The organism is Bosea vestrisii, from assembly GCF_030144325.1.
In the GTDB taxonomy this organism is placed as follows: Bacteria; Pseudomonadota; Alphaproteobacteria; order Rhizobiales; family Beijerinckiaceae; genus Allobosea; species Allobosea vestrisii_A.
This window is the reverse complement of the sequence record NZ_CP126307.1, coordinates 4,279,378-4,295,801: the sequence shown is the minus strand read 5'-3', so window position 1 is coordinate 4,295,801 and position 16,424 is coordinate 4,279,378. Positions and strand designations below refer to the sequence as shown.

Below are 16,424 nucleotides of genomic sequence, written 5' to 3'. Positions count from 1 at the left end.
AAAGGCGGGCGCCGCAAGGCGCCCGTCTTTTTGATCTCAGGCCGCGCCGCCAAGGCCGCCGAGGAAATCCTTGACCCGACCGAAGAAGCCGGCGGTCTCCGGATGGGTGGCGCCGGAGCTCTCACGCTCGAACTCCATCAGCAACTCACGCTGCCGGGCAGTGAGCTTCTGCGGCGTCTCGACCAGGACCTGGATGTAGAGATCGCCCATCTCGCGCGAGCGCAGCACGCTCATGCCCTTGGCCTTGAGCCGGAATTGCTTGCCCGTCTGGGTGCCTTCGGGGATTTTCACCCGGGCCTTTTCACCGTTCAGTGTCGGCACCTCGATCTCGCCGCCCAGCGCCGCCGAGGTCAGCCCGATAGGCACCCGGCAGAACAGGTCGGCGCCGTCGCGCTGGAAGATCGCGTGTGGCTTGATCGAGAGGAAGATGTAGAGATCGCCCGCTGGGCCGCCGCGCAAGCCGGCCTCGCCCTCGCCGGCGAGGCGGATGCGGGTGCCGTCCTCGACGCCGGCCGGGATATTGACCGAGAGCGAGCGCTCACGCGTGACTCGTCCGGCGCCCTGACAGCCGGTACAGGGATCGTCGATGACCTCGCCGCGCCCACCACAGGTCGGGCAGGTGCGTTCGACCGAGAAGAAGCCCTGGCTGGCGCGGACGCGGCCATGGCCGCCGCAGGTCGGGCACTGGCGCGACTTCGAGCCCGCCTTGGCGCCTGTGCCGGAGCACACCTCGCAGGCCATCGAGGTCGGGACACGGATGGTCTCGTTCTTGCCAGCATAGGCGTCTTCGAGGCCGATCTCGAGATTGTAACGCAAATCGGCGCCGCGCTCGCGGGCATTGGCGCCACGCGGGCCACGGCCACGGCCCTCGCCGAAGAAGGATTCGAAGATGTCGGACATGAAGTCCGACATATCGGCCGGACCACCGCCGCCACCGCCATTCTCGAAGGCCTGATGGCCATAACGATCATAGGCCGCGCGCTTCTGGCCGTCGGAGAGGACCTGGTAGGCCTCGTTGAGTTCCTTGAACTTGATCTCAGCCTGCTTGTCGCCCGGATTCTTGTCCGGGTGATGCTGCATGGCGAGCTTACGGAAGGAGCCCTTGAGCTCGATCTCTGTCACCGTCCGGGAGACCCCGAGGATTTCGTAATAGTCGCGCTTCGACATTATTGGCTGCTCGGCAACTGGTCAGGCATGGACAACTTGGTCAAGACAACGCCGCCGAGCTCAAAGCAAGCCTGGACGTTCGCCCGATAGGTTGAAATGCCAGACTTGTAAGCCTCCTCCAGCCATTCACGCGACGGCCTCATCTCCGTCGAAAAACGCAGTTCGTCGCCGGTCATTTCGCCGAGGCCTTTACCCTTCACGGGCGCATTCAATGCGAAGACAACCGCAGTGAATGCTCCAGTTAAGCCGTTGATCGTATCTTGGCAGGACGCAGGCAAAGTACGATTGCCAGCCCCTCCAAAAATCGGGCTGCTTCGTACGAGATTCAGTGCTTCGCGACCGTCAGCGCTTTGCAAGACCTTGACTAGGCTGGTTTGCAGGCGGCCAATTTCTTCAATAGTACTCACCAGGGCGGCTTGACCGTTTTCAGACGCTGCTGGCCTCTCCGACTGTGCGAAGCCGGATAACGGAAGCATCGCAGCAATAACCGCGATGCCAGATCGTTTCATTTGAGCACGGTGAGCCACGATATGCCCTCTTGCCGGAACGCGTGTCCTGCGTTCCGGCAATTCAACTCGCTCAGGCGCTCTTCTTCTTGTCGCCCTTGTCGTCGCTGACGTCCTTGAAGTCGGCGTCGATGACGTCGTCCTTCTTCGGCTCCTCGGCAGCGGCGCCCTCGGGAGCGTTCGCTTCGGCCTGGCTGGCGGCATACATCGCCTCGCCGAGCTTCATCGACGCCTGCATCAGCTCATTGCTGCGCGACGAGATCGCCTCGACGTCCTCGCCGGTCAGCGCGGTCCTGAGGGCCTCGAGCCCGGTCTCGATCGCACCCCTGTCGTCCGCTGAAACCTTGTCGCCATAGTCCTTCAGCGACTTCTCGGTCGAGTGCACGAGGCTCTCGCCCTGGTTCTTGGCCTCGACCAGCTCGCGACGCTTCTTGTCGTCGGCGGCGTTCGCCTCGGCGTCCTTGACCATCTTCTGGATCTCGGCCTCGGAAAGGCCGCCCGAAGCCTGGATCTTGATCTGCTGTTCCTTGTTCGTGGCCTTGTCCTTCGCCGTCACCGAGACGATGCCGTTGGCGTCGATGTCGAACGTCACCTCGATCTGCGGCATGCCGCGCGGGGCCGGTGGAATGCCCATCAGGTCGAACTGGCCGAGCATCTTGTTGTCGGCCGCCATCTCGCGCTCGCCCTGGAAGACCCGGATCGTCACCGCGCCCTGGTTGTCCTCGGCGGTGGAGAAGACCTGGCTCTTCTTGGTCGGGATCGTCGTGTTGCGGTCGATCAGGCGGGTGAACACGCCACCCAGCGTCTCGATGCCGAGCGACAACGGGGTCACGTCGAGCAGCAGCACGTCCTTGACGTCGCCCTGCAGCACGCCGGCCTGGATCGCGGCGCCGATGGCCACGACCTCGTCAGGGTTGACGCCCTTGTGCGGCTCCTTGCCGAAGAACTGCTTCACCACCTCCTGGACCTTCGGCATGCGGGTCATGCCGCCGACCAGGACGACCTCGTCGATCTGGCCTGCCGACAGGCCGGCATCCTTGAGCGCCTTGCGGCAGGGCTCGATGGTGCGCTGGATCAGGTCGTCGACCAGGCTCTCGAACTTGGAACGCGAGAGCTTGATCGCAAGGTGCTTCGGCCCGGAGGCATCCGCCGTGATGTAGGGCAGGTTGATCTCGGTCTGCGCGGTGGTCGACAGCTCGATCTTGGCCTTCTCGGCCGCTTCCTTCAGGCGCTGCAGGGCGAGCTTGTCCTTCTTCAGGTCAATGCCCTGCTCGCGCTTGAACTCGTCCGCCAGGTACTCGACCAGGCGCATGTCGAAGTCCTCGCCGCCGAGGAAGGTGTCGCCATTGGTCGACTTCACCTCGAAGACGCCATCGCCGATCTCAAGGACCGAGACGTCGAAGGTGCCGCCGCCGAGATCGTAGACCGCGATGGTGCCGGCCTGCTTCTTGTCGAGGCCATAGGCGAGCGCCGCCGCGGTCGGCTCGTTGATGATGCGCAGCACCTCCAGGCCGGCGATGCGGCCGGCATCCTTGGTGGCCTGGCGCTGGGCGTCGTTGAAATAGGCAGGAACGGTGATGACCGCCTGGGTGACCGGCTGGCCGAGATAGGCCTCCGCGGTCTCCTTCATCTTCGTCAGCGTAAAGGCAGAGATCTGCGAGGGCGAGTAGTCCTTGCCGTCGGCCTCGACCCAGGCGTCGCCGGACGGGGCCTTCTTGATCTTGTAGGGAACGAGATCGATGTCCTTCTTGGTCATCGGATCGTCGAAGGTGCGCCCGATCAGGCGCTTGATGGCAAAAAAGGTGCGCTCCGGATTGGTGACCGCCTGGCGCTTCGCCGGCTGGCCGACAAGACGCTCGCCGTCATCTGTGATGGCGACGATGGACGGCGTGGTGCGGGCGCCTTCCGAATTCTCGATGACCTTGGGCGTCGACCCTTCCATCACTGCAACGCAGGAATTGGTCGTTCCGAGGTCGATACCGATTACTTTACCCATGGATGGGATCCCTTTCGATTTAGCAGATCGCCGGAAAGCCCGCGCACAAGGCGCCGTCCTCCGGCCCATGGCCCCGGATCGCCCCCACCTTCCGCGGCGAACGAACCCGGGATATCCACGTCTGGCGGCGAAGTGGCGGAACGAGGCTTTGCCCCGGCCCGGTTTCGGCCGCCGGTTAGAATAAAGATCGACCGGTCCTGCGTTTCAGCGCTCGCATGTCAGTGCTCGTGCCTGGCGCAATCCGGTCCGATGGTCGTCAAAACCATCGCTTGGCGGCGTATATAGGGAGGGTGACGCCCTGCTTGCAAGGCACGGAGCCGGATTAAGAATCGGCTTTGAGCGGTGTCCTGCACAGAATTCGCAGGACTGACCATTCTGGATAAGTGTTGCCTTCGTGCTCTTGCGCAGCAAGCTCGGCCAATTCATTCAAAAGAACCTTGCGCAACGGGAACCAGCCGTGACCACGACTCGCCGCCCGACAGCCCATCGTCTCGCCGTCGGCGCAGCGCTGGCTTGGCTCGGCCTTGCGAGTGGGGCTCTGGCGCAGCCTCTGCAGTTGCCGGGTGCCCAGCCCTTCAATGCGCCCGGCGCCCAGCAGTCGGCGCCGGCCTCGGTCGGCGGCCCGGCGACGCCGCGCCCGCGCACCATGCCGGCGATCAAGATTCCCGGCGAAGACTCGATCCTCGGCAAGACCTTGCGCCGGAATGGCGGCTTTGGCGAAGCAACGCTGGAGAAGACCGGCAGTGGCTATGGCCTGAAGTTGCGCGCCGAAGGTTTCCAGTCCAGCAATCTCGTCGAGCCCTGTGCGATCTCGTTCGGCGACGCACCCGTGCCGGTGACCTCGCTGGGCAAACCGGCGGGGCTGGCGCGCTACAAGCTTGAAGCACCAGCCTGCCCGATCGTCTTCGACGTACTCGACGGTGCCTTCCTGGTGCTTGAGCCGACGCAGCCTTGCGTGATCGAAGCAGCCGCCTGCCGCATCGACCCCCGCGGCGTCTGGGGGCCGGATGCGCGCACGCTTCCCGCCCGCGCCAAGGACATCGAAGCTGAGCGCAAGCAGGCGGAAACCGCAGTCCGCGACGGCTTTCGGGTGCTCTCGGCGAAGGCCGACCTGCCGGAGCAGAGATCCATTGCCCGCGAGCAGGCAGGCTTCTCCTCGGAGCGCGAGCAGATCTGCCGCGACTTCCAGCGCGAGGGCTCGCACGGCTTCTGCGGAGCCCGCGTAACCGAGGCGCGGGCTGCCTCGATCCGCTCCCGGCTCGGCCTGCCCGAGCCGAAGCCCGAAGCGGCCAAGCCGCGCCCGGCCACGGCGAGACGGGCGCCCCCGCCCGCGGCGGCGCCCGCTCCGCTTCCACAATAGCGACTGTCCGACCCACCGCGTCTTTCCGGGCTCGGCGCTAACGCGCCGCCCCGGAAAGACGGAACCCTCAGGCCGCCTGGTCGCCTGCGACCTGCCCGGCCTCCCAGCCGAGGATGGCGCGCTTGCGCGTCAGCCCCCAATGGTAACCGGTGAGCGCGCCGGACTTGCCGATGACGCGATGGCAGGGGACGACGAAAGAGATCGGATTCTTGCCGACCGCCGCACCGACCGCGCGAGCCGCCGAGGGCTTGCCGATATGGCCGGCGACGTCGCCATAGGTGGTGGCGCAGCCGACTGGAATGCGTAGCAGCGTCTCCCAGACGCGGACCTCGAAATCGGTGCCGATCAGCACGACACGCAGCGGCGTCTGCGGCGACCAACTGCCCGGCTCGAAGATGCGGCTGGCATAGGGCGCCGTCGTCTGCGGATCGAAGCGGTAGTCCGCATGCGGCCAGCGCCGCATCATGTCGGCCAGTGCCTCGGCCCGGCCGCCGATGACCTTGCCGCCATCGAGAGTGTTCGAGACCCAGCCGAGACCGGCGAGGCCGCGCTCAGTCACCACGATCAGCGCTTCGCCGAAGGGCGAAATGTGGAAGCCATAGGACAGCCGCAGGCCCTCGCCGCCGGTCTTCCACTCGCCCGGCGACATTGCCTCATGGGTGACGAAGAGATCGTGCAGGCGACCAGGGCCGGAGAGCCCGACCTCGAAACTGGTGTCGAGGATGCTGGCGGACGAGGCCAGCAGGCCCTTGGCGTTGTCGAGCGTGATCGCCTGTAGGAAGGCCTTAGGCGTCAGCCCGCACCAGCGCCGGAACAGGTGATGCACGTCGGTCGGCGTCGCGCCGGCTGCATCGGCGATCGCCTCGATTGTCGGCTGCTGGCGCCAGTTGTTGGTGATGTAGGAGAGGATGCGGCGGACCGTATCGTAATCCGAGCCGGGCGCGGCCGCCGGAAAATCGGCCTCCGAAGGCATGGCCTCGGCGGCGCGGGCGAGCACGGCATTGGAGACGGTGATCGGTTTCATCGCAGTTCGGAAGCTGGAGTGAGCGTTCATCTTTCTATCCTCGCGATCTGAATGTGATGCTCACGAAGCTAGTCCTGTCAGCATGCGTCTCCCACCCGAAAGCTGACAAGCTCGCCTTAGCGAGCGATGGCGCGTAGAGGTCGGCGGATGACCAGTCCCGCCGACGCGATCGTCTCACTCTATGAGCGTCATGCCACCGCCTACGACCAGCAGCGCGGCCGGTCGCTGATGGAGGCGCGCTGGCTCGACCGCTTCCTGTCACTGCTGCCGGCGACACCATCGGTGCTCGATATCGGCTGCGGCATGGGCGAGCCGATCGCCCGGCATCTGATCGAACGCGGCTGCGTGGTCACCGGCATCGATTCGTCAGAGCCGCTGATCGCGCTCTGCCGCGAGCGCTTTCCGCTGCAGGTCTGGCAGGTCGTGGATATGCGCTTGCTCGTGCTCGGACGGCGCTTTGACGGACTGATCGCCTGGGACAGCTTCTTTCATCTGCGCCCTGACGATCAGCGGCGGATTTTCCCGCTGTTCCGGGGGCATGCGACCGAGGGCACGGCATTGCTCTTCACCAGCGGTCCCAGCCATGGCGAGGCGATCGGCAGCTTCGAAGGCGAGCCGCTCTACCATGCCAGCCTCGATCCGGCCGAATATCGCTCCCTGCTGCAGGAGAACGGTTTTAGCGTCATCGAGCACGTCGTCGAGGACCCCAATTGCGGTGGTCATACCATCTGGCTGGCGCAGTTGCGCTGAGTACGGCTCAGGTCGGTAATGGCCCCGCCAGAAAGCGCAGCAGCTTCTCGCGGGTCAGGCGCTGGTTGTTGCGGTGCCATTCGTCGCTGGTGAAGAAGACCGGCGAGCCCTCGTCCCAGCCGCTGCAGCTATAATCCGACTGCTCGGCGAAGAAGGCGACGAACGCCTCGCGCGAGCGCCATTCGGTAATGGCCGCACCCGGATGATAACCATCCAGAATGTCGCAAAGCTTGATGCCGGCCTCGGTGCGGATCAGCCCATGGCCGCAGAAGTCGCGATGGAACTCATGGATCAGGCCTTCACCGACCGGGCAGGTCATCATGCGATCCCATATCTGCCCGGCCAGAACCGGGCCGAACAAGGAGCGATCGAGCTTGTCACGCAAAACGAGGCCGTAGGCAGGAACCCTCGCCTCACCGTCGCTGATCTGCGCCGCCGATGCTGGACCAGACTTGCGCAGCGTGGCGCGCAAGGCGGCGCCGAGCACGACCACGACCACCGCGAGCGCAATCAGCGGGATGATCGTCGCGGCCATGCTCAGGCTGGTTCGAAGTCCGGGCCGCGCTTGGCCTTGGCGAGCGCGGTGCCGAGCGCCTGCGCAAAGCCTTCGCGTTCCTGCGGCGAGAGCGCGGAAGCAACCACGGTGCGCTGCCCACGCGAGACCAGCGAAAGCGCGAGCAGGCCGTAATCCTCGTCATCCTCGCGCTCGATCTTCGTCCAGGTGGGATTCGAGCGCCAAATGTTCTCGCGGCCATGATGCGAGACCTTGCGCAGCAGCACCTCGAGCGGTGTCACGACGATGCGTTCGAAGGCGCGTGCTGCGTTGAAATTGGCCTTGAAGGCGATGAACAGCGCGATGGCGTCGAGACCGAAGAAGCCGGCGACCGGCCAGGCGCCGAGCACCATGAAGGGAATCGAAGCCGCGACGCTGACCAGGCAGACCAAGGTCATCACGATGCGGAAGCCGTCCTGACCGAGCGAGCGATGCGGCGTGATCGTCGCGTCGAAGACCGGCCGTTCGGCCGCTTCGGCTGCAACGTCGGATTCGGGCTTGCCCAAGGTCATCGGCGAATTATAACGCCGCAATGCCCGTGCCGAACAGTGCGAAACGCCGCAGCCCGCCGCCCAAACGGATCACAGATCCTAAGCCGCGCAGCGCCGCCGAGATCTACGAGATCTTCAGCCGTTTCCGGCAGCAAAGGCCCGAGCCCAAGGGCGAGCTCGACTATATCAACGCCTTCACGCTTCTGGTCGCCGTCGTGCTCTCGGCGCAGGCGACCGATGCCGGCGTCAACAAGGCGACGAAGAAGCTGTTCGAGCTCGCCGATACGCCTCAAAAAATGCTCGCCCTCGGCGAAGACCAGGTGCGCGAACTGATCAAGACGATCGGGCTCTACCGCAACAAGGCGAAGAACGTCATCGCGCTCAGCGAGAAGCTGATCGCCGAGTTCGGGAGCGAGGTCCCGACCGCGCGCGAGGCGCTGGAGAGCCTGCCCGGCGTCGGCCGCAAGACCGCAAATGTCGTGCTCAACATCGCCTTCGGCGAGATCACCCACGCGGTCGACACCCATGTCTTCCGCGTCGCCAACCGCCTGCGCATCGCACCCGGCAAGAATGTGCTGCAGGTCGAGCTCGGGCTGGAAAAGGCGGTGCCGGCTGAGTTCGGCCGGCACGCGCATCACTGGCTGATCCTGCACGGGCGCTACACCTGCAAGGCGCTGCGTCCGGCTTGCGAAGCTTGCGTCGTCGCCGATCTCTGCGATTCCGCCGACAAGCGGGTCGCCTGAGCCATCAGTTGATGGCGAGGCGGGCCTGCTTGATGATCCCGGCCCAGCGGCGCGATTCAGCTTCCATCATCGCGGCGAACTCCTCGGGCTTGTTGCCGATCGGCTCGGCGCCCTCGTTCTGCAGGCGCTCGCGGATGATCGGGCTGTTGATGGCCTCGACCGTGGCCTGTCTCAGCTTGACGGCAACCTCCTTCGGCGTGCCCTTGGGCACGACGAAGCCGTACCAGGCCGTCGCCTCGTAATCCGCCCAACCGCTCTCGGCCACCGACGGGACTTCCGGGAAGAGTTTGGCTCGCGCCTTGCCGGTCACCGCCAGCGCCCTGACCTTGCCGCCATGGATCAACCCGAGCACCGACGGCACGGTGGTGATCATGAAGTCGCTATTGCCGGCGAGCAGATCGGTCAGCGCCGGTCCGGCGCCGCGATAGGGCACGTGCACGGCCTCGAATTGCGCCGTCTGCGCCAGCAGCACCGTCGCCAGATGGCTGGCGGAACCGTTGCCGGCCGAGCCATAGGTCAGCTTGCCCGGGTTCTTCTGGGCCTGGCCGACGAGCTCGGCCAGGGTCTTGTGCGGCGAGTTCGACGAGACGACCACGACGAGCGGTGCCGCAGAGATCAGCGTCAGCGGGTCGAAGGCGGTGAGCGGATCGACCCGGACATTCTTGAACAGATGCGGGTTGACCACCATCGGGCCTTGGTTGGCCATCAGCACGGTATAACCGTCGGGCGAGGCTGCAGCCGCTTGGGCAGTGGCGAGATTGCCGCCGGCCGAACCGTTGTTCTCGACGACCAGCGATTGGCCCAGCCGCTCACCGACACCCTGCGCGACGAGGCGCGCGATCGCATCCGTGCCGCCGCCGGCGGCATAGGGCACGAGCAGCTTCATCGGCCGATCCGGGAAGGCGGCTTGGGCGCGCGCGAGTTCAGGCAGGCAGGTGCTGGCCGCGGCGGCCGTGATCAGGCTGCAGAGATGGCGGCGCGTGATCGTCATGGGTCAGTTCTCCTCCCGTTTCCGCCCTCTCTGCAAGCGCGAGGATCGTGCTTGCGGGGACGATGACGTTTCCTTCGAAAATGCGGCGCGCGGTGCGCACCAGGCTCGCGCGGGTCACCTGACCGGCTGCGTCGAGCGCAAGGTCGACCTGAATGGCGCCGCTCGGATGCTCGATTGTGACCAGCGAGCCGGTCTCTGGACTGAGCATTTCGGCGGCAACGCTGCCGGCGATGCGGCTTGCGGCGGCGACGCAGAGCGCCCCGGTTACGGCATGGCTGCGATGGCAGCGATCCGGCGTGAAATAGCGCGAGGTCAGGCTGCCGCCGCGGCGTGCCGGCGAGAGTACTCCCACCTTTGGGATGACCCGGCCGGTGACATCACCGAGCCCCATACGGTGGCCGGCCTCGCGGCGCAGCCGCTCCAATCGCGCCAGCAGGGCGGCATCGGCGTCGAGCTCAGCCGGGGTCTCGTCGCCGGCGAGGCCGAGATCAGCGGCCCGCAGCAGCAGCATCGGCGTGGCGTAGTCGATCAGCGTCACCGGGACGCCGTCAATCTCCTCGCGAGCAAAGCCGGTCGGCAGCAGTGCCCCGGTCTTGGAGCCGACGGCTTGAAGAAAGCCCAGCCTGATCGGGGCCGCCGTGCCGGCGACACCGTCGATCGCGGTTGCGCCATCATAGGCAACGACGCCGCCCGGCGTCATCACGGCAGCCTCGATCAATGCGCCGGTGTTGCGGTTGTGGATACGCACGATCGTCTCGCCATCGACCGCCGGCACTAGGCCGGCCTCGATCGCGAAGGGGCCGACAGCGGAGAGCATGTTGCCGCAGTTCGGGCTGAGATCGACATGGGCGCGCTCGACTGCGACCTGAGCGAAGAGATAGTCGACATCGGCATCGGGCCGGCTGGAGCGACTGACGATCGCGACCTTGCTGGTCAGCGAATTGCCGCCCCCGAGCCCGTCGAGCTGCAACATATGCGGTGAGCCCATGGCGGCGAGCAGGACCCGGTCGCGCGCCGCCGGATCGCTCGGCAGGTCGGCCTCCAGGAAGAACGGGCCGCGCGAGGTGCCGCCGCGCATCAGCACGCAGGGAATGCGCAGGGCCTGAACCTGGGGAAGCTGGAAGGGAGCGGACAAGGGCGTCACCCGGCGATTGCGGTGCCCTTCCTTCTCAAATTGAATAATCGCTGTGAAATGCAGAGATCGGCGCTATTGATGCGCCATGAGCATCAATTTCGAAGCCCTCGACCTGCGCGCCTTCATTTCGGTCGTCGAGCTCGGCGGTTTCCACCGCGCCGCCGAGGCGCTCAACATGTCCCAGCCCGCGCTGAGCCGGCGCATCCAGCGCCTGGAAAGCGCCGTCGGGGCAGCCCTGCTGGAGCGGACGACGCGCCGGGTCGCGCTGACGATGGTCGGGCGCGAGATGCTGCCTTTGGTCCGGCGCATGCTGGACGAGTTCGACACCTCGATCTTCGCCATGCGCGATCTCGGCAGCCGCCGCGCCGGGCAGATCGCCCTCGCCTGCGTGCCGACTGCCGCCTTCTACTTCCTGCCCTCGGTGATCGCGCGTTTCCAGACGCAATATCCGAACATCCGCTTCCGCATCCTCGACCTGTCGGCCAATGACGGGCTGGAGGCGGTGGCGCGCGGCGAGGTCGAGTTCGGCATCAACCTGATCGGCGGCTCCGATGCCGACCTCAGCTTCGAGCCCTTGATGGATGATCCCTTCGTGCTCGCCTGCCGGCACGACCATGCGCTGGCGCGGAAAGCGTCACTGGGTTGGGGCGATCTCGAAGGCCATCCGCTGGTCACCGTCAGCCGCAGCAGCGGCAACCGCGCCATCCTCGATGCAGCGCTGGTCAAGGTCGGGGTCAGGCTCGACTGGTCGTTCGAGGTGACGCATCTCTCGACCTCGCTCGGGCTGGTCGAGGCCGGCCTCGGCATCTCGGTGCTGCCGAAGCTGGCGACGCCGGGCGCGGATCACCCGATCATCGTGACGCGGCCGATCCGCGATCCCGAGGTCTCGCGCACGATCGGCGTGGTCAGGCGCCGCGGCGTCAAGCTGGCGCCGGCAGCGGAGCGCTTCCTCGAGATGTTGCTGGGAACCTGGCGCGGGCCCCTGTCCGCTTCGGAGTGAAGCTCAGCCGAAGACCCAGAGCCCGGCGAGGCCGGCCGAGCCGACGATGATCCGCCACCAGGCGAAAGGCGTGAAGCCGCGCTTCGAAACGAAGTCGAGGAAGCTGCGGACCACGATCAAGGCCGAGATGAAGGCGGTGACGAAGCCGACGCCAATGAGTGCGACGTCGTTCGTTGTCAGCTCCTTGTAGTTCTTGAGCAGGTCGTAGGCGAAGGCGCCAGCCATGGTCGGCATCGCCAGGAAGAAGGAGAACTCGGCCGCGGCCCGCTTGTCGGCACCGAGCAGCATGGCGCCGACGATCGTTGAACCCGAGCGTGAGACGCCAGGCACCATGGCAAGGCACTGGATGAAGCCGATCTTGAGATACATCGCCAGTGGAAACTTCGTGGCGTCGTGATGCTTCACCTCGAGTTCGAGCTCGTCGACGACGAGGAGGACGAGGCCGCCGGCGATCAGCGTGCAGCAGACCAGGAAGGGGTTGAACAGCACGCCCTTGATGAAGCCATGCGCAAGCGCGCCGATCACCGCCGCCGGCAGGAAGGCGACGAGAACGCCACGGACGAAGCGCCGGGCGGACGGATCAGTGCGCAAGCGCAAGGCAATGTCGAGCAGGCGGCGGAAATAGACCAGCAGGATCGCCAGGATCGCGCCGAGCTGGACCAGGATCTCGAAGGCCTTGCCCTTGGATTCGAAGCCGAGGAAATGGCCGAGCAGGAGCAGATGCCCCGTCGAGGACACCGGCAGGAATTCGGTCAGCCCCTCGACCACGCCGAGCACGGCGGCGACGATCAGGTCATGCATACGAGAGGTCCTTCCGAGCCTTGCGGGTGCGGCGCAACAAAAAGCCGGACGCGCGCGTTAAAGCTATGGCGCACGGTCTTTGCAAATTGGTTACCAGATCGGCAAGGATTCCTGCGCAATCCGCCCCTTTTCCCGGTCCCGGGTTGTGAGGCTTAGCCGGCAGGCCTATACGGGGGCGCTCTATTGCGCCGCATCAGGCGCCTGCCTCCCCCGCCGAACCTCCCATTTTTTCAGCAGTTCGATGGCCACGCTTCACCATTACTCACTCTGCCCGCATTCGCGCTTCATCCGGCTCGCGCTCGGCGAGTTCGGCCTCGATGCCGCGCTGGTCGAGGAGCGCGTCTGGGAACGGCGGCGGGAATTCCTCGAGCTCAACCCCCGCCGGAACGACCCCTGTCTTGCGCGAGGATAGCGGGCTCGTCATTCCCGGCCCCGGGCCGATCGCCGAATATCTCGACGAGACGCGCGGGCTGGCGCTGGGCGAGCGGCGCCTGCTGCCGGAGGGCCCGGGCGGGCGGATCGAAGTGCGCCGGCTGCTCGACTGGTTCAACATCAAGTTCAATGAGGAGATCACCGCCCCGCTCGTGCTCGAGAAGGTGATGAAGCGCTTCATGAACCGGGACGAGGGCGGCGGCCCGCCGGAAATGAGCGCGATCCGCGCCGCGCGCGGCAATGTGCGCTATCATCTGCGCTACATCGCCTGGCTGACGGCGAAACGGAACTGGCTCGCCGGCGACAATCTGAGCTATGCCGATCTCGCCGCAGCGGCGCATCTGTCCTGCGTCGACTATCTCGGCGATGTGCCCTGGGATGAGGATGAGGCTGCCCGCGCATGGTATGCGAGGATCAAGTCCAGACCGAGCTTCCGCCCGCTGTTGAGCGACCGGATTCCCGGAATGGCGCCGTCAGCCCATTACGACGACCTGGACTTCTGAGCGGCGACAAGCTCAAGGCCGCCATCGCCGCGCGCGCCGAGGCCGAGGGCTTCGTGGTCATGCGCGTCGCGCCCGTCGATGCGATTCCCGAGGCGCCGCAGCGCCTGGCCGGCTGGCTGGATGCCGGCCATCACGGTGAGATGACCTGGCTGACGGAGCGCACGGCGGAGCGCGCCGACCCCGCAACCTTGTGGCCGGCCGCGCGTTCGGTCGTCATGCTCGGCATGAGCTATGCCGGCGAAGGCGACCCGCTCGCGGTCCTGGAGCAGCGCGACCGTGGCGCGATCTCGCTCTATGCCCGCCGGCGCGACTATCACGACGTGATCAAGGGCAAGCTGAAAAGCGTCGCCGGCGTGCTCGCGGCGCGCGGCAATGCCGAGGTCAAGGTCTTCGTCGACACCGCGCCGGTGATGGAGAAGCCCCTCGCCCAGGCCGCCGGGCTCGGCTGGCAGGGCAAACAGACCGTGCTCGTCTCGCGCCAGCACGGCGCCTGGCTTTTCCTCGGTGCGATCTACACAAGCGCGGAATTGCCCGCCGACGAGCCGGAGCGCGACCATTGCGGCTCCTGCACGCGCTGCCTCGACATCTGTCCGACCAAGGCGTTCCCGGCGCCCTACCAGCTCGATTCGCGGCGCTGCATCGCCTATCTGACAATCGAGCATCAGGGCCATATCGAACCTGAATTCCGCGAGGATATCGGCAACCGTATCTTCGGTTGCGACGACTGTCTCGCCGTCTGTCCCTGGAACAAGTTCGCCGAGGCTGCGCATGAAACGCGCCTGGCGCTGAAGGACGAGCTCGACGCGCTGCCGCTGGCGGAGCTCGCCGCACTCGATGACGCCGCCTTCCGCGTGCTCTTTGCGGGCACGCCGGTGAAGCGGACCGGCCGCGATCGCTTCATCCGTAACGTCCTGATCGCGATCGGCAACAGCGGCGACCCCGCACTGGCCGCGAGCGCAGAGGCGCTGCTCGACGACGCCTCGCCGCTGGTCAGGGCAATGGCGATCTGGGCGCTCGGGCGGCTCGTCCCAGCCCGCGCCGCGGACCTCGCACCAGCAAGGCTCGCGCGGGAAACTGATCCCGACGTCAGGGGTGAATGGACTCGTCTCGATCCGAACGTACTGGAACCTGCATGAAGCTCGTCATCTTCGGCCTCGGCTATTCGGCCGGGTTCTTCGCGCGCGCCGTTCTGGCGAAGGGCTGGGAGGTCACCGGCACGGTCCGTTCGGCCGAGAAGGCCGGCGAGCTCAGCAAGCAGGGCCTGCATACACTGGTCTTTGGCGGCTTCGCCGTCTCGACGCCGCTCGCCAGGATTGTCGCCGAGGCGGATGCGGTGCTGGTCTCGGCCCAGCCCGACGGAGCCGGTGATCCAGTGCTCGGCGCTCTCGCCGACAAGCTCGCAACGGCCGAGAAGCTGCGCTGGATCGGCTATCTCTCGACCATCGGCGTCTATGGCGACCATGGCGGCGCCTGGATCGACGAGAGCGCGGAATGCCGGCCGACCAGCCGGCGCTCGCGGCAGCGGCTGGACATCGAGCAGGAGTGGCTCGCCTTCGGCGAGCGCTGCGGCAAGGCGGTACAGATCTTCCGCCTGTCGGGAATCTATGGCCCTGGCCGCAATGCGATCACCAAACTGCAGGCCGGTTCCGCCAACCGACTGATCAAACCCGGCCAGGTCTTCAACCGCATCCATGTCGACGATATCGCCGGCGTGCTGATAGCTTCGCTCGAGAAGCCGCGCCCCGGCGCCATCTACAATGTCACCGACGACGAGCCGGCGCCGCCGCAGGATGTCATCAGCTTCGCGGCCGAGGTCGCGGGGCTGGAGCCGCCGCCGGAAACGCCGTTCGATCCTGCAAAGCTCTCGCCTATGGCGGCGAGCTTCTACGGCGAAAACAAGCGGGTCTCGAACGCACTGGTGAAGCGCGAACTCGGCTATGTTTTCCATTACCCGGATTATCGGCAGGCGCTGCGCGACCTCGCAGCGATGGGCGCGTGACCGCGAATCAGGCGGCGTAACGCCCGGCCTCGCCGTCGAGATATTCGATATAGCGCCGGTCGATCGCGGTGACCGGCAGGATGACCAGCACGTCGGTCGTGCCGAACTGCTTGTCGATCACCGCGCCGGAGCCGAAGCGGGCACCAACGCGCAGATAGCCCTTCACCAGCGGCGGCAGGCATTTCAGCGCGAGCTTGGCATCGATCATGCCGGCTGGCAGGCGATCCATCGCGACCTGGCGCTCAGGCCGAGCCGCCACCTGCCATTCGCCTTGCGCGGTGGCGTGGTGGTGGATGAAGCTCAGCGGTAGCGCCAGCATGTCAGGGTCAACGCCGTCAAAGCTGGCGCAGCCGAACATCGCGTCGATGCGGTGATGCCGGCAATAGGCCCAGATGCCGTGCCAGAGCAGCTCCACCGTCTTCTTGGTGCGATAGGGCTTCAGCACGCAAGAGCGGCCGAGCTCAAGGAAACGCGACTCGGGATGCCGGGCCATGAGCGGCGCGATGTCGAATTCACCTTGGGTATAGAAGCCGCCGAGCTTGGCGGCCGAGCCTTCGCGCATCAGCCGATAGGTGCCGACGACCTTGGGCTTGATGCCGCCGAAACGGCCGCGTGCGGCGTGGTCGATGACGAGAAGATGGTCGCAGACCGCATCGAATCGGTCGGCATCGCGCCGGAACATGCGCGAGACCACGTCGGGCTTGGCCGACATCTCCTGGTAGAAGACACGGTAGCGCAGGCGCTGGGCTCGCCAGATCTCGCGCGGGCCGCGGGCCAGCCTGACTTCGAGCGAGCCGGAACGGCCGAGCGTGCCGGATAGCGCGTCGGGACCAGGGAAACCGAAGCCACCGAGTTGCTTTCCGGCCGCAAACAGATTGGACGGCGAGAAGCGCTGCAACAAGGCCTGGCCGGCCGGTTTCTGCTTTGCCGGCTGACGAAGACCCGGAAAAACGTCGCGCTCCATAGACGGTCT

At 66.1% G+C, this 16,424-nt stretch carries 16 protein-coding genes and 1 pseudogene; 7 read left to right on the top strand and 10 right to left on the bottom strand.

The window, feature by feature from the left end; all coding sequences use genetic code 11:
• Positions 1 to 36: 36 nt before the first annotated feature.
• Genes dnaJ through dnaK form a run of 3 tightly spaced genes read right to left on the bottom strand, consistent with a single transcriptional unit; the run spans position 37 to position 3,669 of the window.
• Positions 37 to 1,167 (bottom strand): molecular chaperone DnaJ, encoded by a 1,131-nt coding sequence (dnaJ, locus tag QO058_RS21150; RefSeq protein ID WP_284168210.1) that lies wholly within the window; start codon positions 1,165 to 1,167, stop codon positions 37 to 39.
• Positions 1,167 to 1,694, bottom strand: coding sequence for a hypothetical protein (locus QO058_RS21145; RefSeq protein WP_284168209.1), 528 nt, complete (start codon positions 1,692 to 1,694; stop codon positions 1,167 to 1,169). Before QO058_RS21145 ends, dnaJ begins: the two co-directional genes overlap by 1 nt.
• A 52-nt stretch (positions 1,695 to 1,746) precedes the next feature.
• Positions 1,747 to 3,669 (bottom strand): molecular chaperone DnaK, encoded by a 1,923-nt coding sequence (gene dnaK / locus QO058_RS21140; protein ID WP_284168208.1) that lies wholly within the window; start codon positions 3,667 to 3,669, stop codon positions 1,747 to 1,749.
• Positions 3,670 to 4,126: 457 nt separating this feature from the next.
• Between dnaK and QO058_RS21135 the strand changes: the two genes are divergently transcribed.
• Positions 4,127 to 5,029: a hypothetical protein gene (locus tag QO058_RS21135; RefSeq protein WP_284168207.1), complete on the top strand. Its 903-nt coding sequence runs from the start codon at positions 4,127 to 4,129 to the stop codon at positions 5,027 to 5,029.
• A 67-nt stretch (positions 5,030 to 5,096) separates the two neighbouring features.
• Here QO058_RS21135 and QO058_RS21130 read toward each other — a convergent pair whose 3' ends face one another.
• The gene (locus QO058_RS21130; RefSeq protein ID WP_284172976.1) at positions 5,097 to 6,002 is read right to left on the bottom strand and encodes a methylated-DNA--[protein]-cysteine S-methyltransferase; all 906 of its coding nucleotides are present in this window, start codon (positions 6,000 to 6,002) and stop codon (positions 5,097 to 5,099) included.
• A gap of 198 nt (positions 6,003 to 6,200) precedes the next feature.
• Here QO058_RS21130 and QO058_RS21125 point away from each other — a divergent pair, with 198 nt between their 5' ends.
• The gene (locus QO058_RS21125) at positions 6,201 to 6,803 is read left to right on the top strand and encodes a class I SAM-dependent DNA methyltransferase (RefSeq protein ID WP_284168206.1); all 603 of its coding nucleotides are present in this window, start codon (positions 6,201 to 6,203) and stop codon (positions 6,801 to 6,803) included.
• A 7-nt stretch (positions 6,804 to 6,810) separates the two neighbouring features.
• Here the strand turns inward: QO058_RS21125 and QO058_RS21120 are convergent, their stop codons facing one another.
• The gene (locus QO058_RS21120) at positions 6,811 to 7,338 is read right to left on the bottom strand and encodes a hypothetical protein (RefSeq protein WP_284168205.1); all 528 of its coding nucleotides are present in this window, start codon (positions 7,336 to 7,338) and stop codon (positions 6,811 to 6,813) included.
• Between the two features lie 2 nt (positions 7,339 to 7,340).
• A complete protein-coding gene (locus QO058_RS21115; RefSeq protein ID WP_284168204.1) occupies positions 7,341 to 7,868 on the bottom strand; it encodes a DUF2244 domain-containing protein in 528 nt (175 codons plus the stop codon).
• Between the two features lie 20 nt (positions 7,869 to 7,888).
• Here QO058_RS21115 and nth point away from each other — a divergent pair, with 20 nt between their 5' ends.
• On the top strand, positions 7,889 to 8,590 hold the full coding sequence (gene nth, locus QO058_RS21110; RefSeq protein ID WP_284168203.1) for an endonuclease III: 702 nt from the start codon (positions 7,889 to 7,891) through the stop codon (positions 8,588 to 8,590).
• A 4-nt stretch (positions 8,591 to 8,594) separates the two neighbouring features.
• Here the strand turns inward: nth and QO058_RS21105 are convergent, their stop codons facing one another.
• Positions 8,595 to 9,581, bottom strand: coding sequence for a Bug family tripartite tricarboxylate transporter substrate binding protein (locus QO058_RS21105; RefSeq protein WP_284168202.1), 987 nt, complete (start codon positions 9,579 to 9,581; stop codon positions 8,595 to 8,597).
• Positions 9,514 to 10,716 (bottom strand): 4-oxalomesaconate tautomerase, encoded by a 1,203-nt coding sequence (locus tag QO058_RS21100; RefSeq protein ID WP_284168201.1) that lies wholly within the window; start codon positions 10,714 to 10,716, stop codon positions 9,514 to 9,516. Before QO058_RS21100 ends, QO058_RS21105 begins: the two co-directional genes overlap by 68 nt.
• Positions 10,717 to 10,801: 85 nt before the next feature.
• Between QO058_RS21100 and QO058_RS21095 the strand changes: the two genes are divergently transcribed.
• Positions 10,802 to 11,716 (top strand): LysR family transcriptional regulator, encoded by a 915-nt coding sequence (locus QO058_RS21095; protein ID WP_284168200.1) that lies wholly within the window; start codon positions 10,802 to 10,804, stop codon positions 11,714 to 11,716.
• 3 nt (positions 11,717 to 11,719) lie between these two features.
• Here QO058_RS21095 and QO058_RS21090 read toward each other — a convergent pair whose 3' ends face one another.
• Positions 11,720 to 12,517, bottom strand: coding sequence for an undecaprenyl-diphosphate phosphatase (locus QO058_RS21090; protein ID WP_284168199.1), 798 nt, complete (start codon positions 12,515 to 12,517; stop codon positions 11,720 to 11,722).
• A gap of 241 nt (positions 12,518 to 12,758) precedes the next feature.
• Between QO058_RS21090 and QO058_RS21085 the strand changes: the two are divergent.
• The 3 genes and pseudogenes from QO058_RS21085 to QO058_RS21075 all read left to right on the top strand — a co-directional run bounded on the left by QO058_RS21085 (position 12,759) and on the right by QO058_RS21075 (position 15,451).
• Positions 12,759 to 13,452 (top strand): annotated as a pseudogene (locus QO058_RS21085) (glutathione S-transferase family protein).
• Positions 13,350 to 14,588, top strand: coding sequence for a tRNA epoxyqueuosine(34) reductase QueG (queG, locus tag QO058_RS21080; protein ID WP_432211963.1), 1,239 nt, complete (start codon positions 13,350 to 13,352; stop codon positions 14,586 to 14,588). The pseudogene QO058_RS21085 and the gene queG overlap by 103 nt, the downstream one beginning before the upstream one ends.
• Positions 14,585 to 15,451, top strand: a complete 867-nt coding sequence (locus QO058_RS21075; protein ID WP_284168198.1) for an SDR family oxidoreductase — start codon at positions 14,585 to 14,587, stop codon at positions 15,449 to 15,451. The genes queG and QO058_RS21075 overlap by 4 nt, the downstream gene beginning before the upstream one ends.
• A gap of 7 nt (positions 15,452 to 15,458) precedes the next feature.
• Here QO058_RS21075 and olsB read toward each other — a convergent pair whose 3' ends face one another.
• Positions 15,459 to 16,415 (bottom strand): l-ornithine N(alpha)-acyltransferase, encoded by a 957-nt coding sequence (olsB, locus tag QO058_RS21070; RefSeq protein WP_284168197.1) that lies wholly within the window; start codon positions 16,413 to 16,415, stop codon positions 15,459 to 15,461.
• Positions 16,416 to 16,424 lie beyond the last annotated feature (9 nt).